Below are 24,089 nucleotides of genomic sequence, written 5' to 3'. Positions count from 1 at the left end.
TCTATGAGTAACTCTAAGGGTCGCCCGTTACACGCTGATGAAGCTGATGAGCTATTAAAAAATTGGCCAATTCCTGACGTTGCGCCAGATGAGCGAAGTTTTGGCAATCGCTCGACCGCTTATGGCACGCCATTGGCAGAGCTTTACCATAAAGAAATGGCCAAAGAGCAAGCTGAAGAACCAGAAGAGCAAGAGCTTCCTTCTCTTACTATGGTGGAGCTTGAGCGCATTCGCCAAGACGCGTACGAGGAAGGCCTTAAGCAAGGACACGAGCAAGGCTATATAGATGGCTTTGATAAGGGCGTAACCGAGGGGAAAGAAGCGGGTTACAAAGAAGGTGTTGAGCTGGGGAAAACCCAAGGCCAAGAAGATGTTAAGCCTTTAATGGATGAGCAGTTAACTCACTTACGTAGCCTATTAGATAGTTTATCCGATCCACTTAAAAAGGTGGATGAACAAGCAGAAAAGCAGTTAGTACAGTTAGCGACTATGCTCAGTGAAGCAATCATTTATCAAGAGATAAAAACCTCGCCTGATATTATTTTACATACCTTGAAAAAAAGTATTGATGCACTGAATGCAGAACAACAGAAAGTTAAAATTCATCTTCACCCAGAAGACCTATCACTAATAAAAACCAGTTATGGTGAGCAAGCTATTGAAGATAATCATTGGCAGTTAATTCCAGAACCCACATTGGAGCGTGGCGGTTGTGAAGTGAAGACGACACTATCGTCTTTAGATATGACCTTGAAAACCCGTGTCAAAGAAACATTGGATAGTTTTTTGCATAACAGTGGTATCTAACTTTTTATTGGCGTGCAATGTCTGTGAGCGATACTTCATTAAGCGAACGCTTATCTAAATACCAACGACATATTAAAACCCCAGCACCTGCAGTTGCGGGCGTTTTAACCCGTGTGGTTGGTTTAACACTTGAAGCCAAAGGCCTGAGAGCTCCAGTAGGCAGCCAATGTAAAATTGAAACCATGAATGGCTTTGTTGACGCCGAGATTGTTGGTTTTAACGATCAAACCTTATATTTAATGCCTAATGATCATATCTCAGGTGTGCTGCCTGGTGCCCGAGTTATTCCTCAAGTTAATGATACTGGTTTACCTGTTGGTATGAGTCTACTTGGCCGGGTTGTCGACGGTTTAGGGCGCCCTTTAGATGGGCTGGGGAAAATAAACGCAGAACACACACTTAAATTCGCTCAAAACGCAATAAACCCACTGGCAAGGCGCCCCATTAGTAAACCTATGGATGTGGGGGTACGGGCTATCAACTCAGTAATTACGGTAGGCCAAGGCCAGCGTATGGGTTTATTTGCAGGCTCCGGTGTGGGTAAATCAGTACTATTGGGCATGATGACTCGAGGCAGTGAAGCCGATGTGATTGTAGTGGGTTTAGTCGGTGAGCGTGGCCGAGAAGTTAAAGAATTTATTGAAGAAATACTAGGTGTTGAAGGACGTAAACGTTCAGTTGTTGTTGCCGCGCCCGCTGATGCTTCACCATTAATGCGATTAAAAGGCTGTGAGAGCGCAGTCACCATTGCAGAGTATTTTAGAGATCAAGGGTTAAACGTTTTGTTACTGCTTGACTCGGTAACGCGTTATGCCATGGCGCAGCGTGAAATAGCACTAGCTGTAGGTGAACCTCCTGCAACCAAAGGTTATCCGCCTTCAGTATTTGCTAAATTACCCGCATTAGTGGAACGTGCCGGTAATGGCGGAGAAGGGCAAGGCTCTATTACTGCCTTTTTTACTGTACTGAGTGAAGGTGATGATATGCAAGACCCAATTGCTGATGCCGCACGTGCCATACTTGATGGGCATATTGTTTTATCGCGTGATTTAGCTGACAGTGGTCATTACCCTGCCATTGACATAGAAAAGTCTATTTCTCGAGTAATGCCACAAGTGGTTTCAGAGCCACATATGCAACAAGCTCGAGTACTTAAACAGGTATATTCTATGTATCAACAGAACAAAGACATGATCACCTTGGGTGCTTATCAAAAAGGCAGTGACCAAATGCTCGATCAGGCAATAAACATGATGCCAAGAGTAAACGCATTTTTACAACAAGGTATGCGCGACGTGATCAGCTATGATGATGGCCTACAAGGGCTCGCTCAATTATTAGGACAAGCATAATGGCAAAAAATAAACTGCATTTGTTGCTTAAGCTTGAAAATGAAAAAGAAGAAACTTTGCGGATGAGCTATTTGCAAGCCAATCAAAACTTGCAGCTAAATCAGCAAAAGCTGCAAGGCTTAAATGACTTTCGACTGGAATATACACAGCAACTGCATATTAAAGGTCAATCGGGCTTATCAAGTGCCGGATTTAGCCAGTATCACGCATTCATAGCCAAGATTGAAGAGGCTACTCGTCAACAAGCGAGTACCGTTAATACCGCAAAACAAGTAGTAAGTCAGCGTAAAACGTTATGGTTAAAACAACAAGTTAAAGCCAAAGCGGTTGCTAAGCTAATTGAAAAGCAACAGCTAAAAGCGGACATGCTGGTGGCTAAGAATGAACAAAAAATGCTAGACGAGTTTTCGTCAAATCAGTTTTATCAAAGGAATAAAGCGCTATAAGGTAGGCATGTTAATTGCTTAGATTCTATAAGAGCAATGTTTGTTAGGATTGTGCGGTGGGCTGTTGCCGCTTTTATTAGGTGATTTATGGCGATGAATGATATTTCAATGTTGGCGGTATCTGAGCAAGACTCATACTTAGTCAAAAAAGACAGTGATAAAGCAAAGCTAGATAGCAGTAATGATGCTGGCTTTTTTGATCAATTAGCCCTTGCTAGTCAAGCTTCTGAAACACAAGGGGCGCAAGCCAAAGCGCCACAAAAACAATCATCAGATGAACCATCCGACTTAAAAGAGCAAACTAACGAAGATAAGCCTTTGAGCGGTGAAGATATGCTGGCGCAAATTAATGCGGCACAGGTAATCGATACCTCAGTAAAAAATCCTCCTCATGGCGGCGCACAGTTAATAGATAAAGACGGTGTCAAAATAAACATCAAGCCTGAAGATAAGCTTGCACCTATTGTTATTAATTTGCCAAGTGATGAAATTGTTGATGACGCTGCCATTTCACAAACACAAAATGTTGTAGGTGTTGAATCAGCGAGCAAAGCTGCAGTGGAGTCTTCACAGCTCGGTACTAAATCGATAGCGACAGCTGGACAATATGAGGCTGTTACAAATGATCTAGCGGTGGCCAAACCATCAGAAAAGCCGACTGATACTACCGGCACGAAAGCATCGATAGATGCGTCTGTTTTGGCGCTGTTATCAAAAGATGATAATGCAATTAAAGCAGATAAACTTTTAGCAAACTTAACGCCTGCTCAACAAGATGAACTAGCCACTGAGCTTGATGCTATCAGTAAGCCCATTAATAAAGACAATATAGCGGATTTAAAGCAGTTACTCAGTAAGTATGTTAGCGAAAGTGAGAAGCCGCAGACTCCTCAGCAGGTCATTAATGCACAAATAAGTACGCTAACTACCCCAGAGAAACAGGCATTGCTCAATCAATTGCGGGGATACATTAAAAGCGAGTCTCTTTCTACTAAAGAACTTACCTCTTTAAAAGGGGTTATCAGTGATTTAGAAACTGCTATTAACGCAGATACTTTGTTTAGTGCCAAAGATAAGCCATTGTTTGCCAATAATACTTTGACACCAGTTGTTACACCTAAAACACAACAAGGTACTGAATCAGCTAATGTAAAACCTGAGCTAAAACCAGAGGGTTCAAAATCGGTAGCCGAAACACCTGAGGAGCTTGCTAAGCAGCTCGATGCGTTACAAAAAGAGAGTATGCGTGCCACTAACGCAGAACAAATGCCACCGCGTGCTGCACAGGTTTTTTCTCAAATCATTAATATATTTGATAAATCGTCGCTTAATACGCTCGCTAAATACGATAATTTAGGCTACGAGCAAGCTATTATTGAAGCGCAAAGTTTACAGGCCGGGCAGTTGCAAAGTACTGCACAAGCTAAACAGGTAAGCATTGATCCTGCTACCTTACAGGCATTAAATATTATTAAAAGTGATGCCGCAAAAATGCTACAAGAGCGCGTTAGCTCAATGTTAAGTATTAATAATAAAGAAGCTGAAATTCGTTTAGACCCGCCAGAAATGGGCAGTATGCAGATTCGTATTCGAAGTGATGCAGAGCAAGCACAAATAAACTTTGTAGTGCAAAATCAGCAAGCCAAAGAAGCATTGGAGCAGTCGCTACCTAGGCTTAGAGAATTATTAATGCAGCAGGGTTTAGAGCTAGGTGAAAGCAGTATTTCTTATGGCGATTCATCGGCAGAACAAAATGAGCAACAAGAAGGTCAGGCACAAGGTCAAATGGCTAATAATCGCTCTTCAGATGAGACAAATAGTGAGCAACCAGATAAGCAAACACATAGTTCTGGACAACAAACGTCATCATCAATAGATTACTATGCCTAAGTCCTGCTATTATAATAGTTAAAACAAGCAAATACCTTTGCGAATAAAGGAAATACAATGGCTGAAGATACTAATTTAGAAATAGAAGAAGTCAGTAAAAATAAAAGCAAACTCATTATAATTATAGCCGCTGTATTAGTTATTGTTGGCGGTGTAGCTGGTTACTTTTTACTATCGGGTACTGATGAACCCATAGAAACTCTAACAGATGATGCTGCTAGTGGGGAAGTAGCTGCTGCACCATCAAGCTCCTCAGCAACGGCAGGCAGTGCGCTATATGTTGCTATGCCAAGACCTTTTATATTTAATGTCCCAGGGGCGAGTCGCGATAGAATTGTACAAATTAAAGTGCAATTACTGGTGCGCGGGGATGGCAATGAAGAAATAGCTAAAAAACACATTCCACTGATTGAAGGCACGCTATTGAGTGTATTCTCAATGACCACCGCAGATGAACTTAGCACTAGTGTGGGCAAAGAAACAGTGCGCTTTACTGCACTTGATAAAGTGCAAGCTGCAATGATGGATGTGGAAGGAAGTAAAGTAATTGAGCGGGTACTGTTTACCGGCTTTGTGATGCAATAAGGGGCCAGTGTGAGCGATTTATTATCCCAAGACGAAATTGATGCGCTATTACATGGTGTTGATGAGGTCCAAGAGGAAGATATACACGACGGTGAAGATGGTGAGGGAAGTACACTACAGTATGACTTCTCTTCGCAAGATCGTATCGTACGTGGTCGCATGCCGACACTTGAAATTGTTAATGAGCGATTTGCGCGTCATATGCGAATTAGCTTATTTAACATGATGCGCCGCACCGCAGAGGTGTCAATTAACGGCGTGCAAATGATCAAGTTTGGTGAGTATATTCACACCTTATTTGTACCAACTAGTTTGAACATGGTGCGTTTTCGTCCACTAAAAGGCACCGGCCTAATTACTATGGAGGCGCGCTTAGTCTTTATATTGGTAGACAACTTCTTTGGTGGCGATGGCCGCTATCATGCCAAAATTGAAGGGCGTGAATTTACCCCAACAGAACGCCGAATCGTGCAAATGCTACTAAAAATAATCTTTGAAGATTACAAAGAAGCATGGGCACCGGTGATGGATGTGTCGTTCGAGTATCTTGATTCTGAGGTGAACCCCGCCATGGCTAACATTGTTAGTCCAACCGAAGTGGTGGTTATAAGCTCTTTTCACATTGAACTTGACGGCGGTGGTGGTGACTTTCATATTGCGCTGCCGTATTCAATGCTCGAACCTATTCGAGAGCTACTGGATGCAGGTGTTCAGTCTGATACTGAAGATACTGATTTACGTTGGAGTAAGGCGCTTCGTGACGAAATAATGGATGTAGAAGTCGACTTATCGACTCAGCTACTTGAAGTTGATTTAAGCTTAAAACAAATTATGGAGCTTAAGGCTGGGGATATTATTCCTGTTGAAATGCCAGAGCATATTACTGTGTTTGTGGAAGAGTTACCTACATTTAGAGCTAAAATGGGTCGTTCACGCGATAACGTTGCGCTACAAATTAGTGAAAAAATTAAACGCCCTGATTCAGTTAAATCTGAGCTGCATGTCTTTACCAAAGGCGGCAAAAAAATTGATTCAGATGCAGAATTAGCAGAACTAGAAGATGATTTACACCTTTCAAACGGTGTAGACTTAGACTGGTAATTGATTAAAAGGTTAAAAGTATGAGCGATGATCAAGATACAATGGACGAATGGGCAGCAGCACTTGCTGAGGCTGAGGGAACTGATGATAGTGCAGAGGTTAAAGTAACCGAACTTGATGAGCTGGATGATTCAAAACATGAGCTCAGCGGTGAAGAAAAACGTAAACTCGACACTATTTTAGATATTCCCGTAACTATTTCGATGGAAGTAGGGCGTTCTAAAATTAATATTCGTAATTTACTACAACTTAACCAAGGCTCAGTTGTTGAGCTTGATAGGGTTGCTGGTGAGCCGCTTGATGTATTAGTTAATGGTACATTGATAGCACATGGTGAAGTGGTTGTGGTGAACGATAAGTTTGGTATTCGCTTAACAGATGTAATTAGTCAGGTTGAACGGATCAAAAAATTACGATGATAGCATTACTTGGTTTAAGCAATTCAGTGTTTGCAGCTACCGATGCTGCAACACCCACCACAGACATTATTTCAATGGTGATGTCGTTAGGTGTGGTAGTGGTGTTAATTTTAGTGTTGGCTTTTTTTGTTAAAAAGCTCAATCCAAATTTAACCAACAACGATGAGTTTAAAGTGATCCGTAGTCTTCCTCTAGGATCACGCGAGCGATTAATGGTTGTTGAAATAGATAACGCTCAGCACCTATTAGGGGTGACCCCGCACAGCATTAATTATTTACATAAGCTAGAAACTCCTTTAACGGAAAAAGAGTTACCAGAATTAGCGAAGCGTTTTGGCAAAATGTTGAATCCGCAACTTAATCAAAATAAAAAGAATTAATATTATGACCAAATGGCTGCTTATCATTCTTGCCATCGTGTTCATTCCTGGTGTTAATGCAGAAGGAATTGATGCGCTAACCATAACCACTAATGCTGACGGCACACAAGATTACTCAGTGACGCTTCAAGTATTAGCGATCATGACGGCAATGAGCTTTATTCCAGCGGCCATTATCATGATGACCTCGTTCACTCGAATTATTGTTGTATTGGCTATTTTGCGCCAAGCGATTGGCTTACAGCAAACCCCTTCGAATCAAGTTTTATTAGGTATGTCGCTGTTTTTAAGTATTTTTATTATGGCGCCTATTTATGAGCAAATAAACGAACGTGCAATCGAACCGTACTTAAGTGAGCAGGTAACATCACTAGAGGCACTCGATTTAGCCAAAGAGCCAATGAAAGCCTTTATGCTTTCTCAAGTACGACTAAAAGATTTAGAAACCTTTGCAAAAATAGCTGGGTACGATCAGCTTGATTCACCTGAAGCAACGCCAATGATTGTTCTTATTCCAGCGTTTGTAACCAGTGAGCTACAAACGGCCTTTATTATTGGGTTTATGTTCTTCATCCCCTTTTTGATTGTCGATTTGGTAGTTGCATCGGTGTTGATGGCCATGGGTATGATGATGCTATCCCCCATGATTGTATCGCTACCGTTTAAGATTATGTTGTTTGTATTGGTTGATGGTTGGAGCTTGGTGATGGGTACGCTCGCTAAAAGCTTTGGTTTAGGCACATAGCAGTGCTTTATAAATTGAACCAATCACACTAGGAGTCGCCCATGGAACCTGAAGTATTTGTTGATATTTTAAGTGGAGCCCTGTTTTTAGTGATTAAGCTGGTGTCTGCCATTGTGGTCCCTGGTTTAATTATTGGCTTAGTAGTGGCAGTATTTCAGGCGGCAACCTCAATTAACGAACAAACACTGAGCTTTTTACCGCGTTTATTAATTACCATTGGTGCATTAATTGTGGGTGGACATTGGTTTACTCAAGAGCTGATGGACTTTTTTAATCGCTTAGTACTTCTTATCCCCGAAATTGCAGGTTAACGATGGAGTTTCCATTTTCCGTTGTTATTCAATGGCTAAGTGATTTTTTACTGCCTTTGGTCCGCATAAGCTCAATGATCATGATCATGGCGGGTATTGGCGCCAAAAATGTACCCTCTCGAATTAAAATGGGCTTAGCTGTGGTAGTCACATTTTTAGTAGTGCCTGTTTTACCTCCTGCTACGTTTACTAATTTATTTTCTTTTGAAATGATTTTAGTGGTGCTACAACAAATGCTGATTGGCGTTGCGATTGGTTTTGCATCCACACTACTGCTCAATACGTTTGTATTAGCAGGGCAAATCCTTGCTATGCAAACCGGTTTAGGTTTTGCGTCTGTTGTTGACCCCTCAAATGGAATGAGTGTGCCTGCTGTAGGGCAGTTCTACCTCATTTTAGCTACCTTGTTATTTTTTGTATTTAATGGCCACTTAATGATGATTCAAATGGTGGTGCATAGTTTTCAGGTATTGCCAATTGATGGTAATTGGTGGGCGGTTGATCATTATTGGGACATAGTGACATGGGGTGGTTGGATGTTTACTACCGCACTAGTGCTTTCGTTAGCGCCATTAACGGCCATGCTTGTAATTAATATGTCATTTGGCATCATGACCCGAGCTGCCCCGCAGTTAAATATCTTCTCTATAGGCTTTCCGTTTACCTTAGTGGCAGGGCTCGTTATTATTTGGGCTACCCTCGGTAACTTTATCACTCAGTTTGAGTTCCAATGGCTAAAAATGGTTGAGCTGATGTGTACTCTAGTTGGTTGTTCCCCTTAGGAGAGTGTAATGGCTGAAGATTCAGGACAAGAAAAAACCGAAGAACCCACGCCCAAAAAAGTTGATGATGCCAAAAAGAAAGGCCAAATAGCGCGCTCTAAAGAGTTAGGTACTATGTTTGTACTTATTTTTTCTGCTATTTCTTTATTAATGTACGGCCCTGAAATTGGCAAAGGCTTGTACCGTATTATGGGCAGAATGCTGAGCCTTAATCGCAATGAAACCTACGACACCACAAAAATGTTTGCGGTGTGGGGAGAGGTGGCTGACGTACTGTTATTTCCTATGTCGATGTTTGTACTTATTATTGTACTAGCTGCGTTTATTGGTAACACCATGCTTGGCGGCTTTAATTTTAGCTGGCAGGCAGCCGCCCCCAAAGCCAGTAAAATGTCGCCAATGAAAGGTTTTACTCGGATGTTTGGTCCGCAAGCGGCTATTGAATTACTAAAGTCACTATTAAAGTTTGGCTTAGTGGCAACCTTCGCTATCTTTTTAATTAATGTTTATTTTGATGAAATATTACATTTGAGTATAGAAAGCGCGCCGGGCAATATCGTGCATGCTTTGGAAATATTAGCGTGGATGTTTTTAGGGTTATCTTGCACCTTAATTATTATTGCGGCTATTGATGCGCCTTTTCAAAGTTATAGCCATAACAAACAGCTTAAAATGACCCTGCAAGAAGTAAAAGACGAGTATAAAAACTCCGAGGGTGATCCGCAAATCAAAGCGCGTATCAGGCAAACTCAACGTCAAATGTCGCAAAAGAGAATGATGCAGGATGTGCCAGACGCCGATGTTATTGTTACCAACCCTACTCATTACTCAGTCGCTTTAAAATACGACACAGAGCGAGCAGGCGCCCCCATTGTACTAGCCAAAGGCGTTGACGAGCTTGCTATGCAAATTCGTAAAATTGCTTTGGGTAATGAAGTGCCCATTGTTGAGTCGCCTACTTTAACGCGAGCGCTTTATCATACCGCTGAAGTAGGGGAGCAAATTCCCGATCAGCTCTTTACTGCAGTTGCCCAAGTACTTGCCTATGTATTTCAACTTAAACGGTTTAAAAAAGGCCGTGGAAAACGCCCTGTCGCACTTAATAAAAAGCTGCCAATCCCCGATGAATTCAAGTATTAACCGCTAACCAACTAACTTGGAATAGTTATTGCAATTTCAGCGTAGTGTCAATTTTTTGAAATTGTAGAGTTATGGAATTTAAAGCGGTATTACAACAACTTAATAAAGATAAAAAAGAATATGCAAAGGGCGTTGGTACACCGCTTTTAGTGTTAGCTGCGCTAGGAATGGTTATTTTACCACTGCCTCCATTTCTGCTTGATATATTATTTTCGTTTAATATCGCGCTTGCGTTAGTTGTATTACTAGTTACGGTATACACCATGAAACCGCTTGAGTTTGGCATGTTTCCAGCGGTGTTGTTAATCGCCACGATTATGCGTTTAGCACTTAACGTAGCCAGTACCCGGGTAGTACTGCTTGAGGGTCATAATGGTGGGGATGCTGCAGGTAAGGTAATTGAAGCATTTGGCTCGGTGGTGATTGGTGGTAACTACGCTGTTGGTTTAGTGGTATTTTTAATTCTGATCATCATCAACTTTGTGGTAATCACCAAAGGTGCAGGGCGTATCTCTGAAGTGTCAGCGCGCTTTACCCTTGATGCTATGCCGGGTAAGCAAATGGCGATTGATGCGGATATGAATGCTGGTTTTATTAGCGCTGAGCAAGCCAGAGAGCGCCGTGAAGAAGTAACCCGTGAAGCTGACTTTTATGGCTCTATGGATGGTGCTAGTAAATTTGTAAAGGGCGATGCTATCGCGGGTATCGTCATTTTAGTGATCAATATCGTAGGTGGCTTATTTGTTGGCATGATCCAGCATGATTTGAGCTTTTCCCGTGCCATGGAAGTGTACACACTATTAACCATTGGTGATGGCTTAGTAGCGCAATTACCTTCATTACTGCTTTCAATTGGTACTGCAATTGTTGTAACGCGTCAAAATGAATCGCACAACATGGGCGATCAGTTTAAGCAGCAGCTAGGTAACGAAAAATCGTTATTTATTGCCTCTGGTATCCTCATTACTATGGGCTTAGTACCCGGTATGCCACACCTTGCATTTTTAAGCTTAGGAGCACTTTTAGGCTACCTTGCATACTACACCCAACAAAATAAACTTAAATTAGCGGCTGCTGAAGCCGAAGAAGCTGAAAATGCAGCTTCAGGTACTGGGATTGCAGCTAAACAAGAGCAAAAAGAACTGGGCTGGGATGATGTACAACAAGTTGATGTTATTGGCTTAGAAGTAGGTTATCGCTTAATTCCTCTGGTTGATCAGTCACAAGGTGGTGAGCTATTAAACCGCATTAAAGGGGTGCGTAAAAAACTATCTCAAGAGCTGGGCTTTTTAGTGCCGCCTGTGCATATACGCGATAATCTAGAGCTCGACCCAAATGCATACCGCATCACTATGATGGGCGTATCAAGTGGTGAAGGAGAGCTTAAACACGGTGATGAACTGGCAATTAACCCAGGCCAAGTATTTGGTCCGCTAAAAGGCATTGAAACCAAAGACCCTGCATTTGGTTTAGATGCGGTATGGATAAAACCAGATCAAAAAGATGAAGCGCAATCTTTAGGTTATACCGTAGTTGATTCAGCAACTGTTGTAGCCACTCATATTAGTCAGTTACTGACTAATAGTGCCGCTTTATTACTCGGCCATGAAGAAGTGCAAAACTTATTAGATATGTTAGGTAAGAGCCATCCTCGCTTAGTTGAAGGGCTAGTACCTGAGGTATTACCGCTAACCACTATCGTTAAAGTGCTACAAAACTTGTTAAATGAAGGGGTAGCAATACGTGATATGCGCTCAATTGTTCAAACCCTTGTTGAATATGGCCCTCGTAGCCAAGACCCTGATGTATTAACGGCTGCAGTCAGAATATCGTTGCGTAGATTAATCGTTCAAGATGCTGTTGGTATGTCTTCTGAAATCCCTGTCATAACCTTGGCGCCTGAGTTGGAACAGATGTTGCATCAGTCACTTCAAAATGCAGGTGATGAAGGTGCCGGAATAGAACCAGGACTTGCTGATAGACTTCAAACATCATTGAATGAAGCGCATCAAAATCAAGAAATGGCCGGTGAACCTTCAATATTGCTAACGTCAGGAATGTTGCGCACTGTGTTATCTCGATTTGTTAAATACACCATTCCAGGATTGAGAGTGATGTCTTATCAAGAGATACCAGATGAAAGACAGATCAAGATTGTCAGCTCTGTAGGCCAACAATAAGATTTTAAAGGGGTTTGAATTATGAAAATTAAACGTTTTTTTGCTAAAGACATGCGCACCGCACTAAAAGAAGTAAAAGAAGAGCTTGGTGTTGATGCGGTTATTATGTCAAATAAGAAACTAGCTAATGGCGTTGAAATTGTTGCTGCTGTTGATTACGACAAAGCCGCGACAAAAGCGCCAGAGCAGCCTCAAAGCCAACCAGCTGCAAGAGCTTCATTTGCGCATACTGAGAGTTCACATAATTTTGTAAAACCAGAACCTCAACGCGCTCAACCTAAGCCACAAGCAAAGGTCGCAGACAGTTTACAAGCTTTATTAGAACGTCAATCTCCCCGTCCTCGTTCAGCAGAGCTTGCGTCGATGTTTTCACAATCTGGAATTGACACCTCTGGTCATTACCAAGAACAAGAAGCTGTTCAATCTCGACCTAAAAATATGTTTGAACGTGAACAAAGTGCGCCAGCACGTCCTCGCACCCAAGCTGATAGCTTAGGTTTTGATGATTTAGACAGTGGCTTTGACGATTTAGACTCACCGAGTGTATCGCGTCAGCAAACGATGCAAAACGAGTCGAGTGATATAACCACCATGCGCGAAGAAATGAACGCAATTCGTCAATTACTAGAACATCAAGTATCAGGTTTAATGCAACAAGATATGGCACGTCGTGATCCAACCCGTGCCTGCATGATTGACCGTTTAGTGGGTATGGGAATAGATAAAGACGTTGCTGAGCAGATGGCATGCTTTGTACCCGACGATGTATCTCGCCAACAAGGTTGGAAAGCCTTATTGAATATGGTTGAAGATCAAATGCAAACCACTAACAATGAAATACTTCGCCAAGGTGGTGTTTATGCATTAGTAGGCCCAACAGGGGTGGGCAAAACCACCACTGTTGCAAAATTGGCAGCATTAGGTGCGCAAAAGTACGGTGCTGATAAAGTTGCGCTTATTACGACTGATACCTACCGTATTGGTGCCTATGAGCAGCTAGCAACTTATGGTCGAATTATTGGCTGTGGCGTAAAACAAGTCAAAGATGCAAATGAATTAGCAGAAGTTTTATACCATTTACGAAATAAACGTCTAGTCTTAATTGATACAGCAGGAATGAGTCAGCGAGATTTACGTTTAACTGAGCAACTTAATACCTTAATGCGTAATCAGCGTGTGGATATACGTAGTTATTTAGTATTAAGTGCAACAGCACAAATTAATGTATTACAAGAAACCGTAAGGCACTTTAAAAAGGTACAGCTCAGTGGGTGTATTTTTACTAAGCTAGATGAGTCATTGAGTTTAGGTGAAATTATTAGTATTGCGATTCAAAACCGCCTCCCAATAGGGTATCTTACTAATGGTCAGCGAGTACCAGAAGATATTAGAGTGGCAAATGCCGAAAAACTAGTAAAAAAAGCTGAGCAATTGTATTTAAAAAGAATAAAAGCACAACAATCACGACACCAATCAGTGGCGTCGAGCACAGTAGAGATGTATGATTAACACAGTTTTAGATCAAGCAAGCGGCCTTCGCAAAATGAGCAACAATAATAATAACGGCGTAAAAGTTATCGCTGTCACCGGCGGCAAAGGTGGAGTGGGTAAAACAAACGTATCCCTTAACACGGCAATCGCGTTAGGCCAACAAGGCAAGCGTGTGCTGGTATTAGATGCTGATTTAGGATTAGCCAATTGTGATGTTATGCTTGGATTACGCGTTGAGCGTAATTTATCTCATGTTTTATCAGGTGAGTGTGAACTCGAAGATATTTTAGTTGAAGGCCCTGCAGGCATTAAAATAGTGCCAGCAACATCGGGTTCGCAAAGTATGGTTGAGTTATCACCTTCAGAGCACGCGGGACTGATACGTGCATTTAGTGAGCTTAACACCGATTTTGATATTTTAATTGTAGATACCGCTGCGGGTATTTCTGACATGGTATTGAGTTTTTCTCGCGCCGCACAGGATGTGGTTGTGGTGGTCTGTGACGAACCAACCTCAATTACTGATGCCTATGCGTTAATAAAAGTGCTGAGCCGTGAGCACGGTGTTTACAAATTTAAAATTGTTGCCAATATGGTGCGTAGCTTACGTGAAGGGCAAGAATTATTTGCTAAACTTTCAAAAGTAACCGACCGATTTTTAGATATATCAATGGAGCTGGTTGCAACGGTTCCTTATGATGAGAATATGCGCAAATCAACGCGTCGCCAAAAAGTGATAGTTGAAGTTTTTCCAGGGTCTCCTGCTGCGATTGCTTTTAAAACACTGGCGACAAAAATTGCTAAGTGGCCAACACCTAGTCAAGCCTCGGGTCACTTAGAGTTTTTCATTGAGAAGTTAGTTAGTAACTAACAATGACAATACCGGTGAATAGAGCTATGGGATATCAGTCAACACAGAATTTAAATATGATTGTTGAAAAGCATGCCTCATTAGTCAAAAAAGTGGCGTGCCATTTAATTGCTCGTTTACCGGCCAGTGTGCAACTAGATGATTTGATCCAATCAGGTATGATTGGCTTAATAGAAGCTTCTAAAAACTTTGACGCAAGCAAGGGCGCAAGTTTTGAAACCTTTGCGGGTATTCGCATTCGTGGTGCAATGATAGATGAAATGCGCCGAGGTGATTGGGTTCCACGTTCAGTTCACAGAAAAAGTCGCTTGGTAGCAGAGACAATAGTTGCCCTTGAAAGCAGTTTAAACCGTGAACCCAAAGATATTGAAGTTGCTGAAAAACTTGAAATTTCGTTAAATGAGTACCATCATATTTTAAACGATGTAAACGTAAGTAAAGTTTTAGGTATTGAAGACCTTGGTATTGACGATGATGTGATTACACCTCATGGTCAAGATTTAGCACTAGACAAACCTTTCAATAATGTTAAAAATGAACGGTTTAATGAGTCTTTACTCAACGCGATAAAGTCGTTACCGGAAAAAGATGCAATGGTGCTTTCTTTGTACTATAACGATGAAATGAATTTAAAAGAAATTGGGCATATACTCGATGTTAGTGAGTCGCGTGTAAGTCAGATACATGGTCAGGCGATGATTAAGCTTAAAGCAAAGATCAATGACTGGATAAACTAGAAGTAAGTAAATAAAGGTTCAGGCCTCACTGGAGGATGTTTTGGATAAAAACATTAAAATTCTTGTTGTTGATGATTTTTCGACGATGAGACGTATTATTAAAAACCTGTTGCGCGATTTAGGTTTTACCAATGTTCAAGAAGCAGATGACGGGTCAACTGCTTTACCTATGTTGCAAAATCAAGTGTTTGATTTTGTGGTAACAGATTGGAATATGCCAGGCATGCAAGGTATTGATCTTTTAAGGGCAATTCGAGCTGATGAAAAATTAAAGCATATCCCTGTTTTAATGGTAACGGCAGAAGCTAAAAAAGAACAAATAATTGCTGCGGCCCAAGCAGGTGTTAATGGTTATATTGTTAAACCATTTACTGCAGGTACATTGAAGACTAAATTAGAAAAAGTGTTCGAACGCTTAGGTTAATGAGAGGGAGAGGCTTATGTCAGCACCTGCTGCGCCTCAGATTACTTTAGAACAAGCTCGCCAATTAGTGGCTTTTTTAGAAAATGGTGAGCAAGATAAAGCGAATCAATTAATTTTAGAAACAGCTTCACAAGAGCAATCACAGTTATTTGCTGAGGTGGGTAAGTTAACGCGTCAATTACATGAAGCTTTAAAAAGCTTTGAATTAGATACGCGATTAACAGACATTACCACTGATGCCATCCCTGATGCTAAAAAACGCCTCAACTATGTTATGGAAATGACAGAAAACGCAGCCAACAAAACGATGGATGCGGTTGAAGCAAGCTTACCTTTAGCGCAAGAAATTGCTGACGAAATAGCTGATATCAAGCCAACATGGGATCGGTTAATGAACCGTGAAATTGAGCTTGGTGAGTTTAAGTCACTTTGCCATAGCATTGATAAGTTTATGAACAGCTCTCATCATAAAACGGATGAGTTACAAATGTTGATGACCAATGTATTGATGGCTCAAGACTATCAAGATTTAACTGGTCAGGTTATTCGTCGTGTTATTGAACTTGTGCGTGAAGTTGAAGAGAGCTTAATCCACTTGTTAACTGCATTTGCGGCGCAAGGTGAGGTTGAGCAAGTACAACCAACTGAACAACCAGAAGAAACAGAAGATTCCATTGTTGCACAAACACTAGCAGGTCCAGAAGGGCCTATTATTGATAAAGAATCGCGTAATGATGTTGTATCTGATCAAGATGAAGTTGATGATCTATTATCAAGTTTGGGCTTCTAATAGGAGAGTACTGCATGAGCTTTGAAGTCGATGAAGATATTTTACAAGACTTTTTAGTAGAGGCCGGAGAAATCCTTGAGCTTTTATCTGAACAGTTAGTAGAACTGGAAAACAACCCAGATGATACTGAACTACTAAACGCAATATTCCGTGGCTTCCATACCGTTAAGGGTGGTGCCGGATTTTTGGCAATGACAGAGCTTGTTGATGCATGTCATGGTGCTGAAAACGTGTTTGATTTATTGCGCCAAGGTGTAAGAACAGTTAACTCTGAATTAATGGATGTGATTTTACAAGCACTTGATACCATTAATGAAATGTTTGCCACAATTAAAAATCGTGACCAGCCAGAGCCTGCAGATCCAGAGTTACTTGCAGTACTTCACAAGCTTGGACAACCACCAACGGCAGAAGAACTCGCCGGCGATTCTGCAGTTGAAGACATAGCTCCTGTTGAAACTCCCTCGGTAGAACCTGAACCTGTAGTTGAGCAGCCAAGCAATGATGCGGAAGAAGATCCGTTTGCTTTTGATGAATTATTTAGCGGCCCAGATACTAGTAGTACAGATTCTCAGATTGATGAGATCACTGAAGATGAATTTGAAAGTCTACTTGATGAACTTCATGGAAAAGGGCAAGCCCCGCAAGAAAAACAATCCTCATCAAGTGACAGTGATGTCAGTGGCGATATTACAGATGATGAATTTGATAGCTTATTAGATGAGCTTCATGGTGTCGGTAGTTTTGGTGAAGTAACTCAAAACGCCCCAAGCACACCACAGCAAGCACCATCAGCTCCTACAGCCTCGCAAAATAATGATTCAAGAGCGAGCGATGATGAAATAAGTGATGATGAGTTTGAAGCTCTGCTAGATGAGTTACACGGCAAAGGTGCACCTAAGTCGATAGAAACACCGGCTCCTGAAAGTAAATCTGAACCCGTAGCCGCTAACAAACCAGCGCCTGTTGCTGCAGCAAAACCACAGCCTAAACCAGAGCCAGCTAAGCCTGCTCCAGCAGCACAAGCAGCTAAAGCTGCACCGCCTAAAAAAGCAGCGCCACCACCGGCAGAAACAACAGTACGTGTTGATACCAAACGCTTAGACCAAATAATGAACATGGTAGGTGAACTGGTACTTGTGCGAAATCGTTTGGTGAGTTTGGCGACTAACTCTGATAGCGAGGCCATGGGTAAAGCTATTTCTAACTTAGATGTTGTGACTGCTGATATCCAAGGTGCAGTAATGCAAACACGAATGCAGCCAATTAAAAAAGTATTTGGCCGTTTTCCTCGTGTGGTACGTGACTTAGCACGAACACTTAAAAAAGATATTAATTTATTACTTGTTGGTGAAGACACCGATTTAGATAAAAATTTAGTCGAAGCATTAGCAGACCCATTGGTGCATTTAGTTCGTAACTCAGTAGATCACGGTATTGAAATGCCAGATGTTCGTGAAGCATCAGGCAAACCAAGAACAGGTACGGTGACTTTATCAGCTTCGCAACAGGGCGATCATATCTTACTTACCATTGAAGATGATGGTGCAGGTATGGATGCTGAAAAGCTTAAAAAGATTGCGATTAGTAAAGGCGTGCTTGATCACGACCAAGCGAGTCGTCTTTCAGATACTGAAGCTTATAACCTTATTTTTGCACCTGGGTTTTCAACTAAAGAAGAGATCTCAGATATTTCTGGCCGTGGTGTTGGCATGGATGTGGTTAAAACAAAAATCACTCAGCTCAATGGCTCGGTTAACATAAAATCAGAAATGGGCGTAGGGACTACTTTAGAAATTAAAGTCCCACTAACACTTGCGATATTGCCTACCTTAATGGTGGTGGTGGGAGAGCAAACGTTTGCCTTGCCGCTAGCGGGTGTAAGTGAAATATTCCACTTAGATTTAACAAAAACTAATGTGGTTGATGGCCAGTTAACGATTATTGTTCGTAAAAAGTCGATACCGCTGTTCTATCTTGAACACTGGCTCATTAAAGGCGCTGATAGAGGACAACGAAAAGCACAAGGCCATGTGGTGATTGTGCAAATAGGAACTCAAAAAGTGGGATTCGTTGTTGACTCGCTCATTGGTCAAGAAGAAGTGGTGATTAAGCCTTTAGATGCATTACTTCAAGGAACGCCAGGTATGGCAGGTGCAACAATCACCTCTGATGGTGGTATTGCACTGATATTAGATGTGCCGAGTATGCTAAAGCATTACGCTGGATAATAAAAAGTAGGCATAAATGTTATGCCTACCCATTCATTGAATAAGAGAGCGAAATGGCTGTTAAAGTTTTAGTAGTTGATGATTCAAGCTTTTTTCGCCGCAGGGTGAGTGAAATTCTTGAACAAGACAGCGGCATTGAGGTTATAGGTTTCGCTGTTAATGGTCGAGAAGCGGTCGATAAAACAGCTCAGTTACGACCCGATGTGATCACCATGGATGTTGAAATGCCAGTGCTTGATGGCATTAGCGCAGTTAAAGAGATCATGGCGAGTAACCCCACTCCTATTTTAATGTTCTCATCGTTAACACGTGCTGGGGCATCTGCCACCTTAGATGCACTTGATGCCGGAGCGATGGACTTTTTACCGAAAAAGTTTGAAGATATTGCCCGTAATAACGACGACGCAATTAAGTTATTACAAGATAAGGTTAAGGAAATAGGTCGCCAGCGCATTGGTAGAATCACAAGAGCGCCAGCATCTCCTAGTATAAGTAAGCCTGCTCCAAGCACGTCTGATCGCTTTTCTAATCTCGCTAAAAAGCCAATTGTTCAACCTGATCGCAGCTTTAATAATACAGCTCCTACACCAACCAGTAGTAGTGCATCTGCGCGTGCCAGTGGTAAGCAGTATCAATTAGTTGCTATTGGCACATCAACAGGTGGACCGGTTGCACTGCAAACTATTTTGACTCAGTTGCCTGCTAATTTTCCACACCCAATACTCCTCATACAGCATATGCCTGCGGCATTTACACCTGCGTTTGCAACCCGATTAGATAGCTTGTGTAAAATTAAAGTAAAAGAAGCGCAACAAGGCGATAGACTCCAACCTGGTTGTGCTTATTTAGCGCCGGGTGGACAGCAAATGATGGTAGAAGGGCGGGGTTCAAACAGAACATTACGCGTATTTGAAGATAAAAATGAACGAGTAAGCTATAAGCCTAGTGTTGATATTACCTTTGCCAGTGCAGCAAAAGCGTATCAAGGCGATGTCCTTGCCATTATTTTGACTGGTATGGGGGCGGATGGTCGTGATGGTGCTCGCATGCTTAAACAATCTGGCGCTACAATATGGGCTCAAGATGAAAAAAGTTGTGTTGTATATGGTATGCCCCAAGCAGTAGCCAGTGCTGGATTAGCAAATGAAAGCTTAGGTCTTCATGATGTAGCGGTGCGCCTTAAAAGAGAGGTTGGCTGTGGATAAGCTTTCTGTTTTAGGATTATTGGTTGCACTAGGCGCTATTGCAATCGGTTATTCTTTAGAAGGAGGTGTGGTATCTGCGCTGTTTAATGGGCCTGCGCTAATTATTGTATTAGGTGGCACATTGGGGGCCGTGATGTTACAAACATCAGCCAATACATTTAAGAAAATGCTCAGTATTACTCATTGGGTTTTTGTCACCGATGACCATGATATTGAAGATGCGATTGAGCAAGTAAAGCGCTGGTCGCATAAAGCCCGCCAAGAGGGTTATTTATCCCTAGAAAACGAAGCGCTTACTCACACTGATCCTTATGCCGCTAAAGGACTGAGTTTATTAGTTGATGGCAGCTCTGACCAAAAGCTACGTGATACCCTAGAAATAGATTTATTACTTGAACGAGAACGACTGCTTGAAGCTAGTCGTGTATATGAAGCGATGGGGGGTTACAGTCCAACTATCGGTATTTTAGGTGCAGTGCTTGGACTTATTCAAGCGATGTCATTTATTAACGATCCTGAGCAACTAGGAACGGGTATTGCCACTGCATTTATCGCTACTATATATGGCGTAGGTTTAGCTAATTTACTGTTTTTGCCGATGGCCAATAAATTAAAGCAACGGGTTGAGCAAAAAATGCTTTACCATGAAATGCTAGCTGAAGGCGTTATTGCCATTAGCCAAGGTGAGAGTCCTATTAATATTGAATTAAAGCTTGAAGCTTACCGTGTCGAACGTCCTCTTTTACAGGGCCATTAGCGGTTATGTTACGCCGTCGCTTACGTCATCAAAACGCCAAAAGCCAACATACTGAGCGTTGGCTAGTCTCTTATGCAGATTACATGACCATTATGTTTGCATTTTTTGTTGTATTGTATGCCATTGCAATAAACAAAGAAGACAATATACAAGTTTTATCTTACTCTCTTGAGCATGTTTTTGATAAGTCAGCGAAACAATTTTCTCAGCAAGGTAAAGGGGTAAACGGCGATGCTTTGTTGCTTGAAAGAGTGACTCCTGAAGTTGAGGTTTTATATGGCGAAAGTATTCAAAAACAAGAACAAGGGCCTGTGTTGCTCGATGGTCAAAGTGATAATAGCAATATCAGCCAACGTCAGTTAGGTAAGCCACTCGATAGTTTATTGGCTAAATTACAATCGTCACTTATTGATGAGATACGCAGTGGTGAGGCAAGCCTAGAACTTAGTCAAGACTGGTTGGTTATTGAGCTTAATTCTGGGTTATTATTTGCCAGTGGCAGCGCTGTTGCACATAACAGAGCCAAAGAGATTGTAAAAAAGATTGAAGCAATCATCGCATCAGTCGATAACTATATAAGAGTACGCGGGTATACAGATAACGAAACCATACGAAATGAAATATTTCGCTCTAATTGGGAGTTATCAGTGGCGCGTGCAACCTCAATATTAGTTGAGCTAGAGCGCTTAGGTATTCAATCTGCACGTATGGCAATAGAAGGGTATGGCCAATATTCACCTTTTGCCGATAATGATACCGAAGCTGGGCGTGCTGAAAACCGTAAAGTTGTGATTGCACTTTCTAAATATGCTTTAGCACCAGAGCCCTCTGATGAACAAACGGAGTCGTCAATTTCAGTATCAGAGCAAAGGCAGCCAGAAATTGAGCTACCTGCCCAAGACGATACAATAAAAATAATTCGCTTAGAGCATGGTGGCATTCGTGTTACCACGCGTAATGAACAGTAATTAGGATGTAATGTGAAAATCTGGACTGTAGCCAATCAAAAAGGAGGGGTAGGCAAAACCACCACCGCGGTTAGCCTTGCTGGGATCCTTGCGCTTCAAGGTAAGCGTGTTTTACTGATTGATACCGACCCGCATGCATCATTAACTTATTACTTTGGCATTGATTCAGAAGATTTAGAGGTCAGTGTTTACGATATTTTCACTCGCGGCTCAAGCATGAAAAGCGAAGAAATATTGCAAGCATTATGCCCCTCAACCATAGAAAACCTTGATATTTTACCAGCCACTATGGCAATTGCTACACTTGACCGTAGTATGGGTAATAAAACGGGAATGGGCCTGATTTTAAAGAAAACATTGGCTAAAATTAGCGAGTATTACGATTATGCAATTTTAGATTGTCCGCCCGTTTTAGGGGTGCTGATGGTCAATGCGCTTGCAGCCTGTGAAAGAGTATTGGTGCCAGTACAAACTGAGTTCTTAGCGCTTAAGGGGCTTGATAGAATGATGCGTACTATGGAGTTAATGCAAACCTCGCAAGCGAAAAGCTATGAATATACTATAATTCCAACTATGTATGATAAGCGCACCAAAGCATCACTTGAGGCCTATAAAACATTACAAGATACGTACAAAGAAAAAGTGTGGCCAGGTGTTATTCCTGTCGATACTAAATTTAGAGATGCGAGTTTAGCGCAAAAGGTGCCTATTGATTTTTGCCCTAATGCGCGTGGAGTCTATGCTTACAAAGCATTGCTTGAATATTTAATAAAACAAGGTTAATAAATGAGTAAGCAATTATTTGCTAATGAAAAAGTAGTCACTCAGTATTTAGGGGCGTTATTATCTGATGACGAACCAACGAAAGACCTTGAGCCTGTTGCTAAGCTTCTTCAGCAGGTTGCCTATGAAGAAGAGCAAAAAGAGCAATCACTGCAGGTTGAGCCTGTAGTTGAGCCCGTTGTTAAAGTTGAAAAACTTAATGAACAGGTAACGAGTGTAGAAATAGAATCCCATCAAGCGCAACAGCTTGAACCTAGGCATGATGTAGCACTTGAAAGTGAGGCTGAGTACTTCGATGGTGAATTCCAGGCACTATTCTTCGAGGTGGCAGGGCTCACTTTAGCAGTACCGTTAAAAGCGTTAGGCGGCATTCATGAGCTTGGCGAAGTGAATCATTTATTTGGCAAACCTAAGTGGTTTAAAGGTGTAATGATCAACCGAGAAGAAAAGCTCAATGTTGTTGATACTGCGCGCTGGGTTATGCCTGAAAAGTACGATGAGCAGTTAGAAGCGTCTTTAAACTATCAATATCTAATCACTTTAGGTGATAGCCAGTGGGGTTTATTAGCAGAAAAACTAATAAATAACATTACATTGAGTAAAGAAGATGTAAAATGGCGTACAAATAACAGTAAGCGCCCATGGCTTGCTGGAGTAATTAAAGAAAAAATGTGTGCTTTAATAGATGTTAATAATTTAAATGCACTATTAGAGAAAGGCTTAGATAGCCGTCACAAGTAATGACCATTACGAGGTAAGAGCATGAGTGAAGATAAATTACTGTCAGCCAAGAAAAATGCAGATAATAATGATGAAATTTTACAGTGGGTTACGTTTAAGCTAGAAGATGAAACTTATGGCGTGAATGTAATGCAAGTGCAAGAAATACTGCGTTACACCGAAATTGCTCCTGTACCAGGTGCACCTTCGTATGTGATTGGTATTATTAACCTACGTGGTAATGTTGTTACCGTTATTGATACTCGCTCTCGTTTTGGTTTACCTGATATTGAAGCGACCGATAACTCACGTATTTTGATTATTGAAGCTGAAGAACAAGTGATTGGTATTTTAGCTGATAGCGTATCTGAGGTTGTGTATTTACGCAGCTCTGAAATTGATAGCGCACCAAACGTAGGTACTGAAGAAAGTGCTAAATTTATTCAAGGTGTGTGTAACCGCGATAATGAGTTACTTATTTTGGTTGATTTAAATAAATTACTTAGTGATGACGAATGGGATGAGTTAAGCGATATATAAGCTTCTCTACATAAAATTATGTTATTACTTGGTATTGCAATTGCGGGTTTAGTCTTTGGGCTATTCTCGTTGCTGTTAATTGTGATGTTTAAAAAGCGGTATGCGAATGAGCTTGACGCACAATTACAGCAATTTAAAGATTCATCAGAGCAGATTGATATTTTACGTAGCGAAGTCTCTGAGTTACGAACTGGGTTACTAAGTATTGGTAAACGAGTGCTTGAGGTAGAACAACAAAACCAAGAGCTTATACAGCAACAAGCTGCTCAAAAATACGATGATCCAGATGCTAAAATTTACTCTCGTGCAGTAAAAATGGTTGAGTTAGGTGCTGATTTAGATGAGGTTATTCGCGAATGTGAATTACCCCGCGCTGAAGCAGAGCTGTTATTTTCTTTACATAAACAAAAAGGCGCTTAGCGCCTTTTTTGTTT

At 41.5% G+C, this 24,089-nt stretch carries 26 protein-coding genes; all 26 read left to right on the top strand.

The features are described from left to right. Positions 1-3: 3 nt before the first annotated feature. A complete protein-coding gene (fliH, locus tag BW139_RS00255) occupies positions 4-807 on the top strand; it encodes a flagellar assembly protein FliH (RefSeq protein WP_076918274.1) in 804 nt (267 codons plus the stop codon). A 17-nt stretch (positions 808-824) separates the two neighbouring features. After that, positions 825-2,159: a flagellar protein export ATPase FliI gene (fliI, locus tag BW139_RS00250; RefSeq protein WP_076918273.1), complete on the top strand. Its 1,335-nt coding sequence runs from the start codon at positions 825-827 to the stop codon at positions 2,157-2,159. Then, positions 2,159-2,605 carry a flagellar export protein FliJ gene (gene fliJ, locus BW139_RS00245; RefSeq protein ID WP_010387909.1) on the top strand — a complete coding sequence of 149 codons (447 nt, stop codon included), beginning with the start codon at positions 2,159-2,161 and terminating at the stop codon, positions 2,603-2,605. The genes fliI and fliJ overlap by 1 nt, the downstream gene beginning before the upstream one ends. A gap of 87 nt (positions 2,606-2,692) precedes the next feature. Then, complete coding sequence (locus BW139_RS00240) at positions 2,693-4,495, top strand: flagellar hook-length control protein FliK (RefSeq protein ID WP_076918272.1); 1,803 nt, start codon at positions 2,693-2,695, stop codon at positions 4,493-4,495. 57 nt (positions 4,496-4,552) lie between these two features. Next, the gene (gene fliL / locus BW139_RS00235) at positions 4,553-5,080 is read left to right on the top strand and encodes a flagellar basal body-associated protein FliL (RefSeq protein WP_076918271.1); all 528 of its coding nucleotides are present in this window, start codon (positions 4,553-4,555) and stop codon (positions 5,078-5,080) included. Between the two features lie 9 nt (positions 5,081-5,089). After that, a complete protein-coding gene (fliM, locus tag BW139_RS00230; RefSeq protein WP_076918270.1) occupies positions 5,090-6,181 on the top strand; it encodes a flagellar motor switch protein FliM in 1,092 nt (363 codons plus the stop codon). Positions 6,182-6,201: 20 nt separating this feature from the next. Next, positions 6,202-6,600: a flagellar motor switch protein FliN gene (gene fliN, locus BW139_RS00225; protein WP_008112193.1), complete on the top strand. Its 399-nt coding sequence runs from the start codon at positions 6,202-6,204 to the stop codon at positions 6,598-6,600. After that, positions 6,597-6,980 carry a flagellar biosynthetic protein FliO gene (gene fliO / locus BW139_RS00220; RefSeq protein ID WP_010387917.1) on the top strand — a complete coding sequence of 128 codons (384 nt, stop codon included), beginning with the start codon at positions 6,597-6,599 and terminating at the stop codon, positions 6,978-6,980. Before fliN ends, fliO begins: the two co-directional genes overlap by 4 nt. Before the next feature lie 4 nt (positions 6,981-6,984). Then, the gene (gene fliP / locus BW139_RS00215) at positions 6,985-7,725 is read left to right on the top strand and encodes a flagellar type III secretion system pore protein FliP (protein WP_008112196.1); all 741 of its coding nucleotides are present in this window, start codon (positions 6,985-6,987) and stop codon (positions 7,723-7,725) included. Positions 7,726-7,766: 41 nt separating this feature from the next. Further along, positions 7,767-8,036: a flagellar biosynthetic protein FliQ gene (locus BW139_RS00210; RefSeq protein WP_008112198.1), complete on the top strand. Its 270-nt coding sequence runs from the start codon at positions 7,767-7,769 to the stop codon at positions 8,034-8,036. Between the two features lie 2 nt (positions 8,037-8,038). Beyond that, complete coding sequence (fliR, locus tag BW139_RS00205; protein WP_076918269.1) at positions 8,039-8,818, top strand: flagellar biosynthetic protein FliR; 780 nt, start codon at positions 8,039-8,041, stop codon at positions 8,816-8,818. 9 nt (positions 8,819-8,827) lie between these two features. Continuing rightward, positions 8,828-9,958 (top strand): flagellar biosynthesis protein FlhB, encoded by a 1,131-nt coding sequence (gene flhB / locus BW139_RS00200; RefSeq protein WP_076918268.1) that lies wholly within the window; start codon positions 8,828-8,830, stop codon positions 9,956-9,958. A gap of 71 nt (positions 9,959-10,029) precedes the next feature. Beyond that, entirely contained in the window at positions 10,030-12,138 is a 2,109-nt protein-coding gene (gene flhA, locus BW139_RS00195; protein ID WP_076918267.1) for a flagellar biosynthesis protein FlhA, read from the top strand. A gap of 21 nt (positions 12,139-12,159) precedes the next feature. After that, complete coding sequence (flhF, locus tag BW139_RS00190) at positions 12,160-13,647, top strand: flagellar biosynthesis protein FlhF (RefSeq protein ID WP_076918266.1); 1,488 nt, start codon at positions 12,160-12,162, stop codon at positions 13,645-13,647. Continuing rightward, entirely contained in the window at positions 13,640-14,500 is an 861-nt protein-coding gene (locus BW139_RS00185) for a MinD/ParA family protein (protein WP_008465391.1), read from the top strand. The genes flhF and BW139_RS00185 overlap by 8 nt, the downstream gene beginning before the upstream one ends. Before the next feature lie 26 nt (positions 14,501-14,526). Beyond that, positions 14,527-15,237 carry an RNA polymerase sigma factor FliA gene (locus BW139_RS00180; RefSeq protein WP_076918461.1) on the top strand — a complete coding sequence of 237 codons (711 nt, stop codon included), beginning with the start codon at positions 14,527-14,529 and terminating at the stop codon, positions 15,235-15,237. Positions 15,238-15,277: 40 nt separating this feature from the next. Further along, complete coding sequence (gene cheY, locus BW139_RS00175; protein ID WP_008465395.1) at positions 15,278-15,661, top strand: chemotaxis response regulator CheY; 384 nt, start codon at positions 15,278-15,280, stop codon at positions 15,659-15,661. A 16-nt stretch (positions 15,662-15,677) separates the two neighbouring features. Then, positions 15,678-16,451, top strand: coding sequence for a protein phosphatase CheZ (locus tag BW139_RS00170; RefSeq protein WP_008465396.1), 774 nt, complete (start codon positions 15,678-15,680; stop codon positions 16,449-16,451). A gap of 14 nt (positions 16,452-16,465) precedes the next feature. Next, positions 16,466-18,682: a chemotaxis protein CheA gene (locus tag BW139_RS00165; RefSeq protein WP_076918265.1), complete on the top strand. Its 2,217-nt coding sequence runs from the start codon at positions 16,466-16,468 to the stop codon at positions 18,680-18,682. 53 nt (positions 18,683-18,735) lie between these two features. After that, positions 18,736-19,887, top strand: coding sequence for a chemotaxis response regulator protein-glutamate methylesterase (locus tag BW139_RS00160; protein ID WP_076918264.1), 1,152 nt, complete (start codon positions 18,736-18,738; stop codon positions 19,885-19,887). Continuing rightward, positions 19,880-20,644: a flagellar motor protein gene (locus tag BW139_RS00155; protein WP_076918263.1), complete on the top strand. Its 765-nt coding sequence runs from the start codon at positions 19,880-19,882 to the stop codon at positions 20,642-20,644. The genes BW139_RS00160 and BW139_RS00155 overlap by 8 nt, the downstream gene beginning before the upstream one ends. A 5-nt stretch (positions 20,645-20,649) precedes the next feature. Then, positions 20,650-21,612: a flagellar motor protein MotB gene (locus BW139_RS00150; RefSeq protein ID WP_076918262.1), complete on the top strand. Its 963-nt coding sequence runs from the start codon at positions 20,650-20,652 to the stop codon at positions 21,610-21,612. Positions 21,613-21,624: 12 nt separating this feature from the next. Beyond that, positions 21,625-22,395 carry a ParA family protein gene (locus BW139_RS00145; RefSeq protein WP_055013038.1) on the top strand — a complete coding sequence of 257 codons (771 nt, stop codon included), beginning with the start codon at positions 21,625-21,627 and terminating at the stop codon, positions 22,393-22,395. A gap of 3 nt (positions 22,396-22,398) precedes the next feature. Next, complete coding sequence (locus BW139_RS00140) at positions 22,399-23,136, top strand: chemotaxis protein CheW (RefSeq protein WP_076918261.1); 738 nt, start codon at positions 22,399-22,401, stop codon at positions 23,134-23,136. Positions 23,137-23,157: 21 nt separating this feature from the next. After that, entirely contained in the window at positions 23,158-23,655 is a 498-nt protein-coding gene (locus BW139_RS00135; protein ID WP_008112225.1) for a chemotaxis protein CheW, read from the top strand. An 18-nt stretch (positions 23,656-23,673) separates the two neighbouring features. Next, positions 23,674-24,075, top strand: coding sequence for a DUF2802 domain-containing protein (locus BW139_RS00130; protein ID WP_076918260.1), 402 nt, complete (start codon positions 23,674-23,676; stop codon positions 24,073-24,075). Positions 24,076-24,089 lie beyond the last annotated feature (14 nt).

The sequence above is a fragment of the Pseudoalteromonas sp. SK18 genome (assembly GCF_001974855.1).
Classification (GTDB): Bacteria; Pseudomonadota; Gammaproteobacteria; order Enterobacterales; family Alteromonadaceae; genus Pseudoalteromonas.
This window is presented reverse-complemented; position numbering and strand designations above follow the sequence as displayed.